The sequence below is a fragment of the Intestinimonas sp. RTP31139st1_F5_RTP31139_211217 genome (assembly GCF_040226735.1).
In the GTDB taxonomy this organism is placed as follows: Bacteria; Bacillota; Clostridia; order Oscillospirales; family Oscillospiraceae; genus Intestinimonas; species Intestinimonas butyriciproducens.
In genome coordinates this window covers 99,759-117,435 of sequence record NZ_JBCOAQ010000002.1, presented here as the reverse complement: position 1 = coordinate 117,435, position 17,677 = coordinate 99,759, and the positions used below count along the sequence as shown (strand labels likewise).

At 52.3% G+C, this 17,677-nt stretch carries 19 protein-coding genes; 1 reads left to right on the top strand and 18 read right to left on the bottom strand.

Annotated features, from left to right (window positions below; genetic code table 11):
- Positions 1–14: 14 nt before the first annotated feature.
- From ABUA09_RS02815 to ABUA09_RS02780, 8 genes are all read right to left on the bottom strand, one after another.
- Positions 15–431: a zinc-finger-containing protein gene (locus ABUA09_RS02815; protein WP_009258042.1), complete on the bottom strand. Its 417-nt coding sequence runs from the start codon at positions 429–431 to the stop codon at positions 15–17.
- Positions 432–499: 68 nt separating this feature from the next.
- Complete coding sequence (locus ABUA09_RS02810; RefSeq protein WP_044941009.1) at positions 500–838, bottom strand: hypothetical protein; 339 nt, start codon at positions 836–838, stop codon at positions 500–502.
- A gap of 86 nt (positions 839–924) precedes the next feature.
- Complete coding sequence (locus ABUA09_RS02805) at positions 925–1,146, bottom strand: DUF6133 family protein (protein ID WP_009258044.1); 222 nt, start codon at positions 1,144–1,146, stop codon at positions 925–927.
- Positions 1,147–1,210: 64 nt separating this feature from the next.
- The gene (locus tag ABUA09_RS02800) at positions 1,211–1,357 is read right to left on the bottom strand and encodes a hypothetical protein (RefSeq protein WP_169897207.1); all 147 of its coding nucleotides are present in this window, start codon (positions 1,355–1,357) and stop codon (positions 1,211–1,213) included.
- Between the two features lie 329 nt (positions 1,358–1,686).
- On the bottom strand, positions 1,687–2,565 hold the full coding sequence (locus tag ABUA09_RS02795) for a type II secretion system F family protein (RefSeq protein ID WP_024729866.1): 879 nt from the start codon (positions 2,563–2,565) through the stop codon (positions 1,687–1,689).
- The gene (locus tag ABUA09_RS02790) at positions 2,562–3,494 is read right to left on the bottom strand and encodes a type II secretion system F family protein (RefSeq protein WP_044941014.1); all 933 of its coding nucleotides are present in this window, start codon (positions 3,492–3,494) and stop codon (positions 2,562–2,564) included. Before ABUA09_RS02790 ends, ABUA09_RS02795 begins: the two co-directional genes overlap by 4 nt.
- Positions 3,443–4,873 carry an ATPase, T2SS/T4P/T4SS family gene (locus ABUA09_RS02785; protein ID WP_044941016.1) on the bottom strand — a complete coding sequence of 477 codons (1,431 nt, stop codon included), beginning with the start codon at positions 4,871–4,873 and terminating at the stop codon, positions 3,443–3,445. The genes ABUA09_RS02790 and ABUA09_RS02785 overlap by 52 nt, the downstream gene beginning before the upstream one ends.
- Positions 4,866–5,672: a CpaE/TadZ family protein gene (locus tag ABUA09_RS02780; RefSeq protein WP_044941019.1), complete on the bottom strand. Its 807-nt coding sequence runs from the start codon at positions 5,670–5,672 to the stop codon at positions 4,866–4,868. Before ABUA09_RS02780 ends, ABUA09_RS02785 begins: the two co-directional genes overlap by 8 nt.
- Before the next feature lie 108 nt (positions 5,673–5,780).
- Here ABUA09_RS02780 and ABUA09_RS02775 point away from each other — a divergent pair, with 108 nt between their 5' ends.
- Entirely contained in the window at positions 5,781–7,208 is a 1,428-nt protein-coding gene (locus ABUA09_RS02775) for an ATP-binding protein (protein ID WP_024729870.1), read from the top strand.
- A gap of 38 nt (positions 7,209–7,246) precedes the next feature.
- On the opposite strand, the gene cpaB is transcribed toward ABUA09_RS02775, so the two are convergent.
- From cpaB to ABUA09_RS02725, 10 genes are all read right to left on the bottom strand, one after another.
- Positions 7,247–8,092, bottom strand: coding sequence for a Flp pilus assembly protein CpaB (cpaB, locus tag ABUA09_RS02770; protein ID WP_044941020.1), 846 nt, complete (start codon positions 8,090–8,092; stop codon positions 7,247–7,249).
- Positions 8,093–8,107: 15 nt separating this feature from the next.
- On the bottom strand, positions 8,108–8,605 hold the full coding sequence (locus tag ABUA09_RS02765; protein ID WP_044941025.1) for a prepilin peptidase: 498 nt from the start codon (positions 8,603–8,605) through the stop codon (positions 8,108–8,110).
- Positions 8,577–10,271, bottom strand: a complete 1,695-nt coding sequence (locus tag ABUA09_RS02760; RefSeq protein ID WP_044941027.1) for a DUF8193 domain-containing protein — start codon at positions 10,269–10,271, stop codon at positions 8,577–8,579. Before ABUA09_RS02760 ends, ABUA09_RS02765 begins: the two co-directional genes overlap by 29 nt.
- A gap of 80 nt (positions 10,272–10,351) precedes the next feature.
- Positions 10,352–10,921: a DUF6550 family protein gene (locus ABUA09_RS02755; RefSeq protein ID WP_044941030.1), complete on the bottom strand. Its 570-nt coding sequence runs from the start codon at positions 10,919–10,921 to the stop codon at positions 10,352–10,354.
- 72 nt (positions 10,922–10,993) lie between these two features.
- Positions 10,994–11,494 (bottom strand): hypothetical protein, encoded by a 501-nt coding sequence (locus ABUA09_RS02750; protein WP_009258053.1) that lies wholly within the window; start codon positions 11,492–11,494, stop codon positions 10,994–10,996.
- An 8-nt stretch (positions 11,495–11,502) separates the two neighbouring features.
- Positions 11,503–11,967, bottom strand: coding sequence for a DUF4320 family protein (locus ABUA09_RS02745; RefSeq protein ID WP_110503329.1), 465 nt, complete (start codon positions 11,965–11,967; stop codon positions 11,503–11,505).
- 139 nt (positions 11,968–12,106) lie between these two features.
- Complete coding sequence (locus ABUA09_RS02740; protein ID WP_044941033.1) at positions 12,107–12,754, bottom strand: RloB family protein; 648 nt, start codon at positions 12,752–12,754, stop codon at positions 12,107–12,109.
- Position 12,755: 1 nt separating this feature from the next.
- A complete protein-coding gene (locus ABUA09_RS02735) occupies positions 12,756–13,952 on the bottom strand; it encodes an AAA family ATPase (RefSeq protein ID WP_044941035.1) in 1,197 nt (398 codons plus the stop codon).
- Between the two features lie 180 nt (positions 13,953–14,132).
- Positions 14,133–15,728 carry a S1 RNA-binding domain-containing protein gene (locus ABUA09_RS02730; protein WP_349949073.1) on the bottom strand — a complete coding sequence of 532 codons (1,596 nt, stop codon included), beginning with the start codon at positions 15,726–15,728 and terminating at the stop codon, positions 14,133–14,135.
- Between the two features lie 24 nt (positions 15,729–15,752).
- Positions 15,753–17,669 carry a VirD4-like conjugal transfer protein, CD1115 family gene (locus tag ABUA09_RS02725; RefSeq protein ID WP_195309070.1) on the bottom strand — a complete coding sequence of 639 codons (1,917 nt, stop codon included), beginning with the start codon at positions 17,667–17,669 and terminating at the stop codon, positions 15,753–15,755.
- Positions 17,670–17,677 lie beyond the last annotated feature (8 nt).

Here is a 17,677-nt window from a genome sequence, read left to right as displayed (position 1 = left end):
TTTCACCCCCCCCTTTAAGCGGCCGAATGCAGATTGCCCAAAGGAGCAGCGGCTTTGTAACAGAGGCGAATTACCTCATCGCACATCCCGTCAGAAAACATGCCAATATGTGCCTGCTGGTCATTTAGTCCCAGTTTGGCCTGGAGCCAGATGTAGACCTCCCATTTTTCCATGTGACGGCTCTGCTGCAGATGTTCCAGCGCCCGGTGAGCCAGGATTCGTTTGTGCCGGAGATCCCCATTTGCCAGAGTCCCCATAGGCCGGTGTGTCCGGTCATGGGCACTCACATAGGCATCACAAGCCGGCCAGCGATCACAGAGATAGATATATTTGCCCTGGGAACGGCGGTTACAGCCATAGACTGTGCTGGCGGGGCGAAGAGAGGCGTTAGCATGGCAATAAGGGCATTGGATATGTTTTTGCTTCGTCATAAAAATCATCACCTCCAAATGCGTATAGATGACGGTGCAAAGGCGTCTTTCAGTGTGAAAAAACAGTGTTAATTGCAGCCCGGGTCCAGAGAAAGCTGTCTGAGCGCACAGGCGGAAGGGTCCGGTGTGTGCCATTCGATGTACTTGGAAAAGGCGGCGTCAAAGGCACGCCGGGACAAAATGGCGATGCACTCAGACGAATCCACAGTTTCCCCGGATAGTCTTTGGATGTCCTCGGCCGGGAGCAGCATAATCTGTCCACACTCATCCACAGCCAGAAGAAAACCGGAACAGGGCGTTGCCCGGCCGCACATACAGTCGCCGCAATCGCAGCTTACAAAGATGGCGTTGCGCCAGTTGCCGCGAACGGCCCGCAGGAAAGAATAAATTTTGCAGGATGATTTCATCCTCTACCTCCAATAGTCGTTTTTTCAAAAACTAAAAAAGCGGGGACCGGCCGTGGAAACCCACAGACCGATCCCCGCCGGTGATTTTAGCCAAACAGGCCCTCGATCTCGCTGGTGATACGCGGAATCACCGTGTCGTTGAAAATGAGGGTCAGGGCCGCCAGAAGAAGGGCGCCCAGCACCACGGCGATGATGATCTTAACAGCGTCCGAAATGTAAAAATCACCGCGCTGGTTGGAAAGCGCCATACGGGCACGAAGGGCCAGTGCATTCGCCTTGTTCTGGATACGGGTGGTAAAGTTTCTCATGGTAAGACCTCCTGAAATTTTATTGTTTTGATGTTGATGGTTTTATAAAAAGACTGCTCACCGCTCAAGAACGACGAATCGGTTTGAGCATGTCCTTTTTATTGGAAATGGGCCGGCTGGGATAGGCTTTCGGCTTTTGATACAGAAGCCAGCGGAAACGGCGCTTTTCTTCCCGTGCGCCGCCAGACGGGGAAAATTTTTTCTTAGGCATAAAAGTCTCCTTAAAACAAGGGCCGGCCTGTATATGACAGGCTGGCCCAGAAATAAATGACGGCAGCTGACTACCGCTACAAAAATCCGCTATAGAACAAGCACTTACCTCCTTTACACTGCAAGAGGTAGAAAAATGTGTTTTTTCTGCTTCATACATTCAGAAAAATGTGAAAAAATGAATTGCAAAACAAAGAAAAATGTGGACACCTCGAATGTGCATCATCATTTATCACGAATCTTCCGATGTATCTTGCAGAGAAAACCATAGAGCTCTTATAGGAAACGGCCCTCACATCCAGATGTGGGGCCGTTCCATTCGCAGTCCGATTATCCAAAGAAAGCGCCCAAGGAGCCCATAACCTCGGTACAGAGGACCACCAGGTAGATGATCATGATGCAGATGAGCATCATCATGGAGTAACGCTGGATCTTCTTGGGGCGCTTGGCCGCTTCCTTTTTTAAGTTGTTCTGCTCAATCTGTCTCATGTCAAAACAGATCATTTTAAAGTACATCCTCTGATCGTCGCCTCGCAATACGCCAATCAGTCCCCGGATCACATCGGACAGCATGGGGCTGCCGATGCGGGTTTCAAAATGGATGAGGGCGTTTTCATAGTTGCCGGTCTTCATATCGGCAATCGTCTGGTCCAGCTCCGCGCCGAAGTCCTTGCCCGCCACCCGGCGGTAGGAAGTAAGGATCTTCAACACATCCCGGTCATTTTCCAAATTCTGCCCGATGGTAAGGGCAAAGCGAGGGATCTCATTCTCAATGAGCTTGCGCCGCTTTTTCACAAAGTCAAAAACCTTATAATAGGTTGAAAACCACAGCGCCACGGCCAGACCAATCAGAACAGGCACCATAAGCGGTATCAAAAACGCCATCAGCAAAGAACTGAGGCCGACTGCCCCGGCTGTGACCCAGGCCCGGGCGGTGTAGACTTCCGGTGTCAGCTCCATGGCGGCAATGTCCAGCGCCCGCTGCAGTTTATTCCGCTTGAGCTTGTCCAGCTTCAGGTACGGAGCGATCAGGCCGGCGATTTTGGTGATATAGACATCCAGCAGTTTCTCGGCCTTTACGCCCTGCTGCTTGCGGGCCAGAAGCATCATACGGGAGGTACGCTTCGTGGGAATGTCTGCAAAGGCGCAAGTCAGGTTGTAGACGGCAAAACCGAAACAAATCACTGCTGTGAGAGCTAAAAGTGTCATGCGCTGTCACCTCCATATTCAATGGGCCTGCTCAGTTTCATGATCTGGGTCAGGGCAAACAGGATAATGGCTGCGCAGATTGCCAAAGCGATTTTGCCCGGCGTGGTGAAGAGCAGCGTGTGAAACCAATCTTCATTCAGGAAATAAAGCAGCGGTACATTGGCGATCACAAGGAACATCATTGTGATCGCCTCCCGGCGCGGCCCCTGCATCATAGCCTCCAGCTCCGACTGCACCACACGAACATCAGAAAACTTCTGGGCGATGGTAGGCAGCGTATTTTTCATGGCCCGGTCAGACTGGCACTGAATGAGGATGTCGCACCATTCATAGAATACCCGGTTGGGGACCTTCATCTTGAGGCTGTTGATGGCACTGGTAATATTGGCGTTGATCAACTCTGCCTCATAGACAAATGCCTCAAAATTGGCCTTCACCGGCTCATTGATGTAGGGCAGGTTTTCCTTGACTGCCCGGATCAGATCCTCCGTGCGCAGGTAGGAAGTGGTGATGATGGAGATAGCCGTTTCCAGCTCCTCATTCAGATGCTTTTTGTAACTGGCTGCGGTGCTGCGCAGATACCAAATCGGAGCAAGTGAAAATCCAATCCCTAAAATCGGGACCATGTACACATTGCCAATCAGCAGCGCCAGGGCGCCGCCCACCGCGAACAGGATCAGAGACAGCCGTTTGACTGCTTCATACCGGTCAGTCCGCCCGGTGCCTTTGAGAATCTGCTTCAATTCAAAGTCCTGATTAAAGAAGCCTTTGGCTGGAATTCCCATCAGAACATTCAGTTCATCGGTCAGAGTGGCCGACTTGCGCTGTGACCGGAAAAGCGCATCAATGAAATCGCCCGGCCGCACACCAAACAGCGTTAGGAGTCCAGCGGCGACGAGGGCGAAGCATATGATGTAAACCCACGGCATCCGTTCAACACCTCCTTGTCGTGCTCAAGAAATTCATCCAGCTCCTTATGGGAAATCCCATTGTCCAGGAGACGCTTCTGCAATGAGCTGGACATCTCGGAAACTTTTGTGTGGCGGCCGACCACAAGGGGCCGTCCATCTGCATCAACAGTGTTGTCCAGCACATTGTAAGAATAGAGGGTGCGGTAAATCAGCCGTTCGCCCTCACAGCTTTCCCCCTCGATGATCTCCATGATTTTACGGCTTCGGTCTTCCAGCTGCTTTGTGAACACGATGATTGGATAGGCTTCGACCATGATCTGCATCAAAACATCATCGCCCATCATATATTTTCGCTTTGCGAGCGTCATCATGCGCCGGTAAGTAGAAGCGCAGCTGTTAGAGTGGATTGTGGTGCAGACAGTATGGCCGGTACGGGAGCTTTCTGCAGCGGACAGGCTTTCTGCCGCAGACCGCATCTCACCGACGCCGATCACATCCGGGTGCTTACGAAGGACCCGTTCCAGCAGGAAGTCCTGGTTGATGTTCAAGGATGGATTTTCGCTGGGCCGGGTGAGCAGATGGACTACGGAATTCAGAATATTTCCTTTTTCGTCCCGCTTGACCAGATCAAATTCGCGGCTGCCTTCCTCAATCGTGATGAGGCGCCGGTTGTCAGGGACCTGGGATAACAGCCATGCCATGATGGTAGTTTTGCCGGAGCCGGTGGCCCCGGCAATGCAGACGGATACGCCATAGCGGATGCAGGCGGTCAGAAAATGAAGCATTTCCGCTGTTGCACTGCCGGAGTCCAGCAGCTTCTGCGCAGAAACCGTTTGTTGATTTACGATACGGATGGAAGCGTTGATCCCCACCTCCGGGTCAACAATCGGCGTCTTATCCACAGAGATACGCACATTCTTATCCAGAAATCCGATCACGCTGGGCATGGTATCGTCTATGACCATGCCGCAGGCGTTGAGCATACGCCGGACCACATCAATAGCGTGCTGTGGAGAGGAAAACTTGTCCGGGATCTTAACGCTGCGCCCGCCGGCTTCAATCACCTCAATGTCGTTGTAAGCATTGATGTTGACCTCCTCAATACCAGGCTTGTAAATCCACTTTTTCAGGAAAGAGTACCCGGCCATGTCCTCATAGAGCTTCTCGCACAGTTCCTCCGTGGTCAGCCCCTTGATGGCGTATTTTCGCTTGACGATGTACTGCACCATCAGTTCTTTCAAAAGGGAGGAGGCGCGGTCGGTATTTCCATCGCCGGCCTCTGCAATCGTGGCGGCGTGGTTTTCCGCAAAATACCGCTGTACATCTTCCAGAATCTGTTCATAGGTAAGGTCCTGATTGGCCGCAGGAGCGAAGAAAATGTCATTGAGATTATTCATCGGCAGTTTCCTCCTCAAAATGCTCGGTTTCGTTCCCATCATCCTCTGCGGCATGGTCAGCCAGCTCCATCTGCTCCAGCGCATCCAAAACTTTGTTGAGCGAAGCTGTATATTTGGGATTGCAGTATTTGATGGCCTGGAACATCCCGCCTTCGGTGGCGCAGCGGTCGATCTCCTTGCCATAGGGCAGAAGGCCGTCCCATCCGCCAATGATATGGCCCATCTCATCCAGCGCGTGGAAAGGGCGGGCCATGCCGGCAAAGGTCATGTGCTGATCGTAGTGGAAACGCCCGTCTCCCAACAGGGGCTGATGGGCCTTTAAGTAATTAACGCCCTTGAGATCAGGCGTCAGGATACGAATGACCAGATCCCCTGACTCAATGGCGGCAGGCGTGAACACATTCGTCATATTGGAACTGCAGTCCAGAATAACGAAATCCACAAGCCTTGCGGCGGCGTTGACCAGCTGGAGTACCATGGCGTACTTGACTTCCGGGTAGCTCAACGGATTTTCACCGGCAGCATAGCCCATCACGCCAATGAAGGGATAACTTTTGAGCACGGTAACATGGCTTGCCACCAAAGAGGTGTCGATCTCCACGCTGCTCAGTACCTGTCCTACGGAGGCGTTGGTCTGAATGATCTGCTCCGGTAGCCAAACCGGGAGCATAGGAACACTGATTTCCGCATTGATGATGATCGCTTTCCGCTTGTCGCGGGTCAGGGCTTTTGCCAGGATGCAGGAAAACATACTTTTTCCGCTCCCTGGGCTGCCCCAGACGGTAATGACTTTTCCCATAGGAAGCTCCTTTCCCAAGAGGTGGGATACCCCTTGACTTTTTCATTGTCAGGTGTATAATATAAATGAGATTATCATAAAATAGATTATGATAAAGGAGGTAGCAATATGAAATTTATCGGCAGACGCAGGGAGTTGGAATCCCTTGAAACCGCGTATCAAACAGACGGCGGCTTTGTTGTTATCTATGGCAGACGGCGCGTGGGAAAAACGACGCTTATCAAAGAGTTCATCAAAGACAAGCTCGCTTTTTACTTTCTCGCAACAGAGGAAGTAGAATCCCAGAGCATGAAGCGGCTTGCCAGTGTTGCCGCACGGATCACGAAAAATCCTATGCTGCAGAGAGTCGCATTTTCTGATTGGCTGGATTTGTTCCGTGTGATTTCGGAATACCGTCCGGAGGAGAAAAAAGTGCTCGTGATCGATGAGTTCCCGTATCTGGTCAAATCGAATCCGGCGTTCCCCTCCATTCTCCAAAACGCATGGGACGAGATCCTCAAGGACAGTAATGTGATGTTGATCCTCTGTGGCTCACTGATCGGAATGATGCAAAAGTATGCCCTCTCATATGACAGCCCGCTGTATGGGCGCCGGACCGCGCAGATCCGCCTTGCTCCGCTGCCATTCCCGGATGTGTATGCGGCACAGAGCCTTTCGTTTGAAGATGCGGTGAAGCAATACTCAATCACAGGCGGCGTACCCAAGTATCTGGAGTTCTTTAATGAGCGGGACGATTTGCTGCAGCAAGTGGAATCTGTTATCCTCTCGAAAAACGGCTTTTTATATGAGGAGCCCAACTTCCTGCTGAAAGATGAAGTGACCTCGGCCGTAAACTATTTTTCCATTATCCGAGTGATAGCGGAGGGCAATCATAAGCTGGGTAAAATCGCCGGCGCTATGGGGATCGAGACTTCCGGCCTGACGCCTTATCTCTCTACCCTCAGCGATTTGGGCTTTATCGTCAAGGACACGCCTGTGACGGAGAAAAATCCAGAGAAGTCCCGCAAAGGGCTTTACTTCATACAAGATAACTTTGTGCGCTTCTGGTTCCGGTATGTCTACCCGTATAAGGGAGAACTGGAATTGGATAACTCCCGGCTCGTCATGGACGAGATCGAAAAAGATTTTGAACAAAAGTTTGTAGCCTTTGCTTATGAGGATGTCTGCAGGGCCGTTTTTGCGGACTTGTGCAGAAACAGGGAAATTCCATTTACGCCATCCCGTATAGGGGCCTATTGGCTGAATGACCTTGACAGCGATACCGAAATCGATGTAATGGCGGTAGACCACCAGAATCATCAGGTCTTTGCCGGCGAATGCAAGTTCCATGTCAAGCCAGTGGATGCGCCGGTTTTCTTTGCCCTGCGGGACAAAGTGCAGGTGTCCGCAGAAATCCAATCAGCATTCAAAGGCTATCAGTTCCTCTACGGGGTGTTTTCCAAGAGCGGCTTTACTCCACGGCTGCTTGATATGGCCGGGCAGAATCCCAGCCTGTTCCTGATCAACGAGGACAAACTCATCCAAACAAATACCTAATGGTAAAACCAGGGCGGTGAAGCGATTCACCGCCCTGGTTATTTGCTATCCTCCTGGCCGCTTTCAGGGGAGACGGTTTCAGGCTCGCCCCCTTCGGTGTTTTCGGCGTCTCCTTCGGCGGCAGGCTCGCTGCTTTGCGCATCAGCGTTTTCCTCCACCAGCGTTTCCGGGAAGTAAATTTCCTGGAGCGTCTTGTCCTGTTCGGCCAGCAGTTCTTCAGCCAGCTGGTCATTGTTGCGGGAGATCAGGGCCACATGAGCTACGCCGTCGTTCTCCAGCTCAGTGATGATGCGGGCCTGCTCCGGGCTTGCCAGCACTGTGATGGTAGCAGACTGCTGCGGCTCTTCATCTTCTGCGGGCTCCTTGGTATTGTCCACATTGATGCCATCAGAATCCGTGACGGAAAGGACCTTGACAAAACGCAGTTCGGGTACTTCTTCCGCAGTCTCCAGGAAGTGATAGATGCGGACAATATCATTGGGCTGGAGCTTATCCGACAGCCCGGAGGCCAGTGTTTTTACGGTCAGAGAGATAGCAACCTTACCAGAGGGGATGTCGTTGAGCGCCACATCGGAGGAAACCGGGACGCTGCTCACCTTACTGGTGAGAATATAGTCGCCCGCAGCCAGATCCGCCGTCACATACAGGCCCTCCACATCATCAAGACTGTGAGCCACATTGACGGGAAGGTTGTAGCCGCCTACCTCCACAACCTCAGCGTTTTCTTTTGTGACCTGCTCGCCTTTGAGCACAGGCTGGGTGATACGGACAATTTCCGTTTTCCCGTTGGTCTGCCGGGCAATGGTGGGCAGAGCCACAAAAGCAATGACTGCTGCCAAAACCAGAGACAAAATACCGAAAATAAATCGGTTGTTGAGTTTCATAAGCACATTCTCCTGTCATAAAAATAGTTCAGCCAGCGTTGCAATCGAGCAGCCGCAGGCAAGAAAAGGTAAGAACGGGATGGCGATGGGCTGGCGGGGCCGGGAGAGCCTTCGGAACAGAAGGACCATCGGCATGGCAAAGACTGCGGCCACAAAGAAAACCAGAGCCATCCCGGAAGGACCGTAAATCAGCCCGAGTATCCCACAGAATTTAATGTCGCCTCCCCCAAGCCCAGTTCCACCCGTTGCCATGGCAGCAGCCAGAGGGATGCAAAAGCCAAGCAACGCCCCCGCCAAAGCCTCGGCAACGGCAGGCCAGAGCTGCCCGCAGTCCCCAATGAAACAGACCTTGAGCAACGGAGCCAGAGCGGCGAAGGGCATAAAAAAGGCGAGCGCCCGATCCGGCACCCGCCTATATAGAATATCGTAAACAGCAAAACCAGCCACAACAGAGAAAACGGTGAGCAGGTATGTCGGCCACAGGCTACTCGCGGTTGGTGTACCAATCATCATAAAGGCTCCCATCGATTGAAACATAGTCGTTCAGGTTGATGCTTAACATTCCATCAGGGGTCCAGGTGTCCCACACCTGTGTAAACACGGTGTAGTCTGTGGAATCCGGGAACCATAACGGACTGAAATGCACAGTCCGGTTATAGGTAGAGAACTCATTGGGCTGGAAGGTGAATTTGGCACTCCGGCCGCTGGACACCCGCTGCAGAAGGCGTAAGTATGTTTCGTACTGGAACTCGGGAAACACGGAAAATGCCGTCTGTGGATGGGTGATGTGGCTGGTGGGCGCGTCGGTGGAAAGGGTGGCTGTCACATCCTGCTTGACGCCATACCCGCTTTTCATTGACTTCCCAGAGGCCGTGGGCACAATATCATCCGGCATCAGGGACATCACACCGCTGATGGAGGCAGAATAGCCGGTGTACTCGTACTCCCAATAGCCTTCATCGACCCAGTGCCCCCAGTCATCGTGGTCACACCAAACCCAAACCGGTACCCAGTAGCAGCTCCATACACCCCAGTTGGCAGTGAGCTTCTGCGGCTCATTGGGGAGTGAGGACACGGTGTAGTTGGGGTTGGTATCCGTTGCTGTCGGATCTGGAGGGATATGTTCGTTCAAGTCCACGATCTCCGCAACAAAGGTATCTTGTGCGGTATAGGCCCCGCTGACGGAAACCGTGATGGTTACCGACTGTGGAGTGGAGGGCGTGTGCCATTTGACCCAGACCACCTGGCTGTCGTCTGCCGGGATGACTATATCGTTGACCCGGTAGGTGGTGCCGAGAATATGGAAGGTCACCGAGGCCGGATTGTCCGGTGTTAAATCTGTATCCGTCCGCAGAGTAACGGATGTGATCACATCCGTGTCTACCCGATATTCTACATCGGGCGCTTCAATTTCCCCTTCGGGCGGGCGCTCATCAAACCAGACAATGCCGACGCCCAGACTGCTGATGATGTCAGCGTTGCTCTGCTTGCTTGTGGTGCTGCCTGTCCATGCGGGCAGGCCGAGATCGCTAAATTCCAAAAACATCGACAGAGGCAGATTCTTGTGGGTGAGGGAAGTCATGGTTTTCCGAAGCGCCCCGCCAGATTTTTGGTCATACAGCGCCGCCTCTGTAGCGGTCATACAGTAATACTGGCCGTTATGCGTAAAGTAAGCAATGGGCTCAATCAGCAGCTTATAGTCGCCAGCGATCATCCGCTCATAGTCCACACCGGCCGCCTGGGCAACCATCTGGCAGGCATACTCCGAACAAAAATACCGCTTGATGGCCTCAATATTGCTCTGCCCCTTACTGCTGACGATGGTGGGCATAGACTGTGTTGGCCTTGTATAGTCATAACCTGCGCCTGATTGGGGAGTAAGTGCAGTGCCGGCAAGATACTGCAACTTGTTCACTTTTCCAAAGTGAACGACATTATTTTGAGATCGATTTGTAAAATCAATCGGTGAGGATATTGCGTTTCCGCTATCGGCATCCACAACGGTGATTCGCACACCATCATTTCCAGGATTCCAGAAATTAGAGGATGTGCCTTGGCCCATGCTGCCGCCACCACCGTCAATATTTCCGTTACCGCCCTCTGCAAACGCGGTGGAAGGGAGCAAACAAAATACCAGGGCAAGGCTGCACAGGAGGGCGAGAAGTCGCTTCAAATACATCACACTCCGTTCTTCTTAAAATAGAAAGGCCGCCACAATTCTGTGACGGCCAATCAGGGGTATATTCAGTTATAGATTGGTCAGCCCATATTGCCGACCTGCTTGTTGATGTCTCCATCGCTATCTCCAATAGTTTCTTGTCCATTACCGGGGACAATCCACCCAAACACTGGATCATACACAGCGCCGCTGCCATTGCTGGCCCCGGGGGCCGGCTCATTATTGGCCGGCTCCTTTTCCGCAGGGGGAGTGGTGACCTTGGGCACTTCCGGGTCAGGATTGACCGGATGATCTTCACCGGGGTCTTCCCGCTCGGTTTTCCCTTCTGGCGCGGGCGGGGGCGTTGTTTCCGGTTTCTCCGTGTCCGTGAAGTCGATCACGACTTCATCCTCAGTTTCGGAGGTCACCTTGGGGTACTCCTCTTCAGGACTGGAGGACTGGCCGGGCGCATAGGCTCCGGCGCCGCTCTCACCGTCTGTCTGTGTGCCGCCATCCGACCAATCGCTGGTCGTGCTGCTGGGCGGGGATTCTTCCGGCTTGAAATCTTCTGTGCGATCCCGGCTGGCAAACCAGCAGACACCCAGGATGGCAACACAGAGGACGGCCAGCGAAGTAACGATAAAGCCTTTGGATTGGAAAAACTTCTTCATGTGTGATACACTCCTTTTTTGCTGTTATATAAAGCCTATACTGTAGTTCTGGCTGAATTTTCAACAGCACGGCTAAAATTTGGTGTTGTGGTAGCCGGTCAGTTCTACCCGCTGGGTAATGGTGGGGTAACTGTGTCCAAACATCCGCACATAGAAGTCAACATCACAGTAAAAGATGTACTCCACACGGTCGCCCACCACATTGAATTCAAGGCTGATGTCGGAAACCGTGTAGTCATCGGTAGAGAGAGGGACCTTTTCAGCAAGGCCGCCGGCAACTGTGGCCTCCAGCATTTCTGTGTAGTCCCGGCTGGAGTAGAGGGTGCGTAAATACTCTTCAAAATTGGTTTCCCTCTGGGAGCGGTAAGTATCTGCGTAGATGGTGGCGCTCAGATTGTTCAGCTCCATTTTAGCCCCGTTGCGGATGTTGATGCAAGTAATTCTCACCGAAGCATACAGTAGCAGGAAAGAAATGAGCATGACAACTCCAACCACAAAGAAGCAGGCGAAGAAGGTGATCTCCCCCCGCTCGTTGCGGAGCGGCCGGTGCAGCTGTGAGAATAAACGCTTCATAGGCCACCTCACTTCCAGTAATGTTCGCTAACGCCGGAGCCGCGGGCCACCACCGTGATGTTGACCAGATCCAGATTCCAGAAGCCGCCCAGCTTGGCATCCCCCTCAATGGTAATATAGAAGGGCGTTCCCAACTGGATGGCCCGGGACATCCCGGAAGGTGTGGGAGATTTATATGTGGCGTCAATCGAATAGGTGATATTGTCGGCCCCCTCGATCTCCGAACAGAGGAAATCAAAGAGAGCATCCGTCTCGCTGTTGATGCCGCCGGACAACTGGATCTGCTTGACCATCTGATCGGCTGCATGGTCAAGCTCCTGTTTTGTAGAGATAATGCCGAACAAGTCGATGATAAAGGCCAGCAAAACAACGGCAATGAAGATAAACACCACCGTGGAAAAGTAGTTGGCCTCGCCCCGCTCATTTTTTAATGCACTGCGGAGCTTTTGCAGTATGCTATGGATAAAAACCACCACCTTTACTCAGAAATAAAAACAGCCGCTCCCGGCCGGAGCGGCTGCATTACAAATTTTTGACTGTACCAAGTATAACAGATATGGATTTACGGCTCAAGGGCAAGGCTGTGCCAATGCAAGGACAATCCTGTGCCAATTACAGCAGCGATTCCACCAGTTGATAAATATCGGTGAATGGATTGACGGCGATTCCAAACGGTTTGCTGCTGCCATTTTGAAGATGATATTGCTCTACACGCTTGGCATTCTGGAGAGCATTGGTTGTATGAGCAGACAACTGGGAATACACATCGCCGGTTTTCTCATAATCCGGAAGGTAAGTGGTCAAGGCATTCTTTACTGCAGGATAATCCTTGAAAAACTTAGTGGTGTACTGAAAGTGAAGCAGATACCAAAATTCAAAACAAGGATTAGAGAGCGCAATATGAATGCCCTTTGCATCAGCCATTTTCTGTGCTTTGGAGAGCAATTTGTCTTTGGCCGCGATAGGATCAGGGGTATTATAGTTCACATCACCGTCTGCAACGACCCATACAGCATCGCCATTGGATATAGAAAGCTGATTTTTGCTTTGGTATTCCACAGCTTTCCGAATCAGAGCGAGGTAATCGGTTTCGCCCCCTTTGGTGTGGCTGCCGACCACGCGAATATCAATGTTGGTCTGGCGGCTGCGATAATGTTCAAAATACTTTGGCTCGGTTTGCGAGCCCTCCGTCACAATCAGAATGACGGGTTTTAATTTCCTGCGTCGCTGTCCACGCTTTTCAATCTGTCCCCGTGCCATTTTACAGCCCTCCCTTGATAAAAGGAATTGCACCAAAACGGCCGATCAAATATCCCTTTTCTACTTTGGTGTCCTTGCGAATGGAAAAATCATAAAGGGAGAACAAGTCTGTGGCTGCGGTCTGCTCATCTTTTTCTGTAAACCAAATCTGATCTCTTCTCAAGAAATCCAAATCAAGAAGGTTGGTGCTGTGTGATGTGAAGATCAACTGAGCACCCTTGGGATTAAATTCTGTGCTGTCGAAAAGGGACACCAGATGCTTGGTCAGAAGTGGATGGAGGTGTGCGTCCATTTCATCAGCCACAAGAAGCGTCCCCTGGTCTAAAGCCTTTTTCACAACACCGATCAGCTTGAAATAACTGTTGGTGCCGTCAGATTCCTCTGCCATATTCAAGGCATAGGAACACGCATTTCCGTTGGCGTCATGTACCGTATGAATGGCATCAATATTTGCAAAAATGTCACTGCGTTGAGAAGGCGCAGGGTCTGAATCGCGCATTTGGAGCGCCTGTATTCCCAAATCTGCAACACGCAGCATAGATGCGATTACACGCCGGTAGTCATCATCTTTCAACTGCTCCGCTTCGATTCCATAGGCATCCGCCACGGAATTCTTCGTGATGATTTGACAGGAGGCAAACCACTCCAGGACAGGGATCACTTTGGCGTAACTCCAGTTTGATGCAACTGACAAGTAGAGCTTGTTTGCAGAGGTGCGCTCCTTGAGTGTGTTTTGCTCATCAACATCGACCGTAAAACGGAAATCCTTGGTGTTTTTTCTCTCGAAAATAAGCGCCTGTCTGCCGTTGGGATAGTAGTATAGGTATTCCTCCGTGACAGCCTTATCTGTTACAGAAAAGCCATACGCATATCGAACGCCTTCTGTGGTAAAGATGACCTCAAAACTACTGGGGCGAGCAGGTGTTTCAGGATCGAACTTAAATGGTGAACGCGCAATCGTTTTATGGAGCTGCTGGTTATGAGAAGTCAGCACATAGTTTACCATAAACCAGAATGCGTTCAAGACATTAGACTTCCCAGAAGCATTGGCTCCATAGATAACAGCGGATTTCAGATAGTTTTTGTTTCCATCTGCGATGAGATGCTCTGGATGCTCATTGTCCCTACTGGACAGCAGGGATAAGACAACTTTATCTTTGATAGACAGATAGTTCTCTACACTAAATTGAATCAGCATAAACAACCTCCTAATTCAGCGTTTTTATATATTATATCCCGCATTTTGTGAAAAATCAACGCAAACGGAAAATAAAATTAAAAATAGAGAGGGTTGGAAGGCTGTATATGCGTTAGGATTGAAATAATAAAATAACCGCCCGAGAAGCAGTTATTTGATACTTCCCAGGCGGTTTTCGGTTTACAGATTCTGCCGGATGATCCGGGTGATGATTCCAAGAGCGATGCCGCGCTCCACATCCAAATGGGTGACGGCAAAGGATACATCATCCTTCTTTCCGGGCATCCGGTAATCATAGCAGGAATGAGCTACCGCATTGACGCCATTGGCAAGCCGGACATAAACCACACCCTTGTGTACATCGGTCACTTTTCCGGCGTATTTACCCTGGATTCGGCACTTCTGGAGATTGTCCCGGTCGGTATTTTCAGATGTGCTCTTGATGTCGGCACGGATTCCGAGGTCTTCAAGGCTGTTGCGCCGCACATTGAGAATGCGGACCAGCACTTCATCGCCCACGGAGAAACGCTCGTGAGCATCGCCGATCCAGTCCCAAGCCAAATCACGGGCCAGAATTGAGGTTTCAACGCCGAATACCTCGACGCGGATGACCTTCTCCGCAACAGCGATGACCCGGGCCTGAACAATACGCCCCTCGTAGATGCGGTACTTCCCCTCGGCGTCCAAATCGAAATAAAAGGTCTGACGCTTCCGCATCATAGCCTCACGGCGGCTTGCGACAACGCTGCGGGTCTTGGAGTCGATGCCGCGCACCACAAAGTCAATGTCCGCCCCCAGCATATTCCCCAAAATCTTGTTTTGACGCAGCATCAGGTCGGCATACTCCTGGCCGGAAGGACTGCGGCCCAGATTGATCATCATCTCCTTAATGGGGATAATGATGCGGAATCCCTTGTAATCCACTACGGCCACAGTTTTGCGGTTGTCCAGCTGCTCAATGCCGCCCAGCTGACCTGTGAGGATGCGGCGGGTGCGGTAGGCGTTGTGGATCTCGTGCCAAATGACATCCTCGCGGTCTTCCTGTGTTTCCACCTCTTCACGACTGCGGATGGTCAGGATAGAGGCGTCACTGCGGTGTGTTACGGCGGTCCGGCGCAGAGCAGACGCAGTATCTACCGGCGCCTCCTCTTGGGGAGTGGTATCCTCTGAAATGGGTGTTTCTCCCTCATCAGGCGGCGCCGTATTCTCAACAGAGGCGAAAGATTCCACAGCCTGCTCTTCAGCAGCCGGAGCCTCCGCAGAGTCCTCATTCTCGCCATGTACGGGATCTTCCACAGGCGCCGCCTTTTTCCGCCGGGGTGCCCGCTTGGGCTTGGGGGGAGCCGGCTCCCCAGCAGTTTCGGAAACCGTCTCCGCCGGGATGCCATTTGCACCTTCAGCAGACAAATTGGAAGGAGTCTCTTCCTCACCGTCGCCATCCTCACCGGCCGCCGATCCGGCAGGCTCATCCGAATCGGAAGGGGCGCCAGAGGCCGTGCCGTCACCCTCGGGGGCAGCTTCATCAGACGCCTCCGTTTCCATAAACTCAAGGGGAGGGTCAGAGCCTTCCAAAGTGGCGTCGCCATCAGGTTGATCCGTAGAGGCGCTGTCATTGGTCTGACCCATAGAGGCCAGCAGCGCACTCAAATCGTCACTGTCAGGCGGCGCCGCCGCATCAGCCGGGGGGCCGGCGGAAGAAATGGTACCGTCCGCGGGGGCGGTGTTTTCAGGAACAGGAGTTTCCTGCTCCAGCAATACTTTTTTCTTGGTTGCCATAAAATTAACCTCCTATGTTTTGTATTAAGAAAGGATCGAGTCCTTATCTGTCGTGATGATGCCATTCGGAGCCTCTGCGGTAGGAACGGCTGCGGTCTGCTTGGTGTTGGTAGATGTGCTGGCCGCCTTCGGCTTTTTCTTCACTGGCTTTTTAGGCGCGGGAGCCTGCGGCTTTGGCTGCGCCGCAGAGGGTTTCGGTTGCTCCTGTTCCAGCCTGCGCCATTCGGGGATATGGGCGGATGCCTTGCAGGAACGGAGCTTGGATGCCTCCGGATGTTTGGAATAGTCCATTTTGTCTACCTTGAGAACTTTTTGCCCCCGGATGATGACCAGCGCCTGCTTGATAGGGAGCCGCAGAACTTCGTCCGGGGTGAGGACAGGACGCTTGCCGACACCAGAGGTTTCCCGGTATTCCGGCGTGTAGTTGGAGATACGCCAGGTACCCAGCTGCTTGGATTTGCTGGATACCGACACAGAAGCCAGTCCCGTGCGGGAAGAAATAAACTCCGCCGTCAATTCATCTGTGCAGCCCAGGAACAACTGCGCGTCGCAGTTGCCCAGAATTTCCTGCCAGAGATTGAGAGGATACCGATTCTGCAAGCCCGCCAAGTTCTGAAACACACAGCTCATAGAGATATTTCTTGAACGAATGACGCTTAACCGGCGGGAGAGGTCTGGAATGGTGCCGCAGGCTGTTAATTCTTCACCCAGGACATGCACCGGTACCGGCAGTTTGCCTCCTTCGCAGTTCTTGTCTGCATACCGCACCAGCTTGATGAAGCAGAAGGACAGGAACAGGCTTGCCAGAAAGTCAAAGGTGCTGTCCTGGTCGCTGGTAACAAGGAAGTAGGCGCACCGCTCTTGGCCGGGCAGCTCCAAGTCAATTTCATCCCGGGTGGTGATTTTCTTGATGAGTTCCGACTGGAACACCTGCAGACGGGAGCCGAGGCCGATGATGACGCCGCTACGAACTGTATCGCTGGCCTGCTTATACAAGCTGTATGGCGCTTTGGCCGGATGGGTGGGCGGCAAGTTCTCAAACAGGCTGTCCAAATCGGACTCGCCGCTTAAAGTCAGCAGCCGGTACACCTCTCCGATATTGCGGTTTTGTTCAGCATAACTCTGGTCCACATAGAGGACGAGGGCCTTCAGCAAGTTCATCTCACAGGAATCCCAGAAATGGTCACCCTTGCCGTTGTTGATGGTGTTCTTAATGATGACATCTACAAAAAGCTGCGCCATCAGTTCCTGCCCCTCCACTTCGGAAAGGCAGTTCCAACTGTCCGAGTTTTCCGGATTGACCAAATTGAACACCTTGACACAGTACCCCTGATCCCGCAGATACTCGCTGGATTTTTCGTAGAGCTCACTTTTCGGATCTGAAATAATCAGGGATTCTCCGCGGACCGCCGCCTGAAGGATACGATTCATGCAAAAGGACCGGGTTTTCATGCTGCCGCTGGAGCCATACACAGCCAGATTGCCGTTGATATGGGGATTTTCGGGAATACAGACAGCCTTGTTGTCCAGCATTCCCAGTACAACGCCTTTATGCTTGCGCAGGTCAGGCACCAGATCCAACACACCGGCCATCTCCTTGCGGCTCATCCAGCCGGAAGTACCGTAAGTGCCCTTGGCCGAGTAAATGAAATTCCGGTCAGTATCATATTCGCCGGTATCGCTGTAGCCCATGCGCATGACCATGAGCAGCAAAATTGCCAACAGGCCGATGCAGATCAGGACACCGTACACTCCATAGGGTGGATGAAACACGGAGGCCAGACAGGTAAAAAAATCAGGCGACGCCATCGCCGGAGAAGTTCCGTCTCCGGGGATGCCGCCGCCCTGTTTCCACGCCGCGTAATTGCCAAACAGCTGTGCCAGGAAACCGCCTGCGTATAGAATCGCAAATACGGCGGCCGGCGCTGCTGCCAGGCCTATGATTAGTT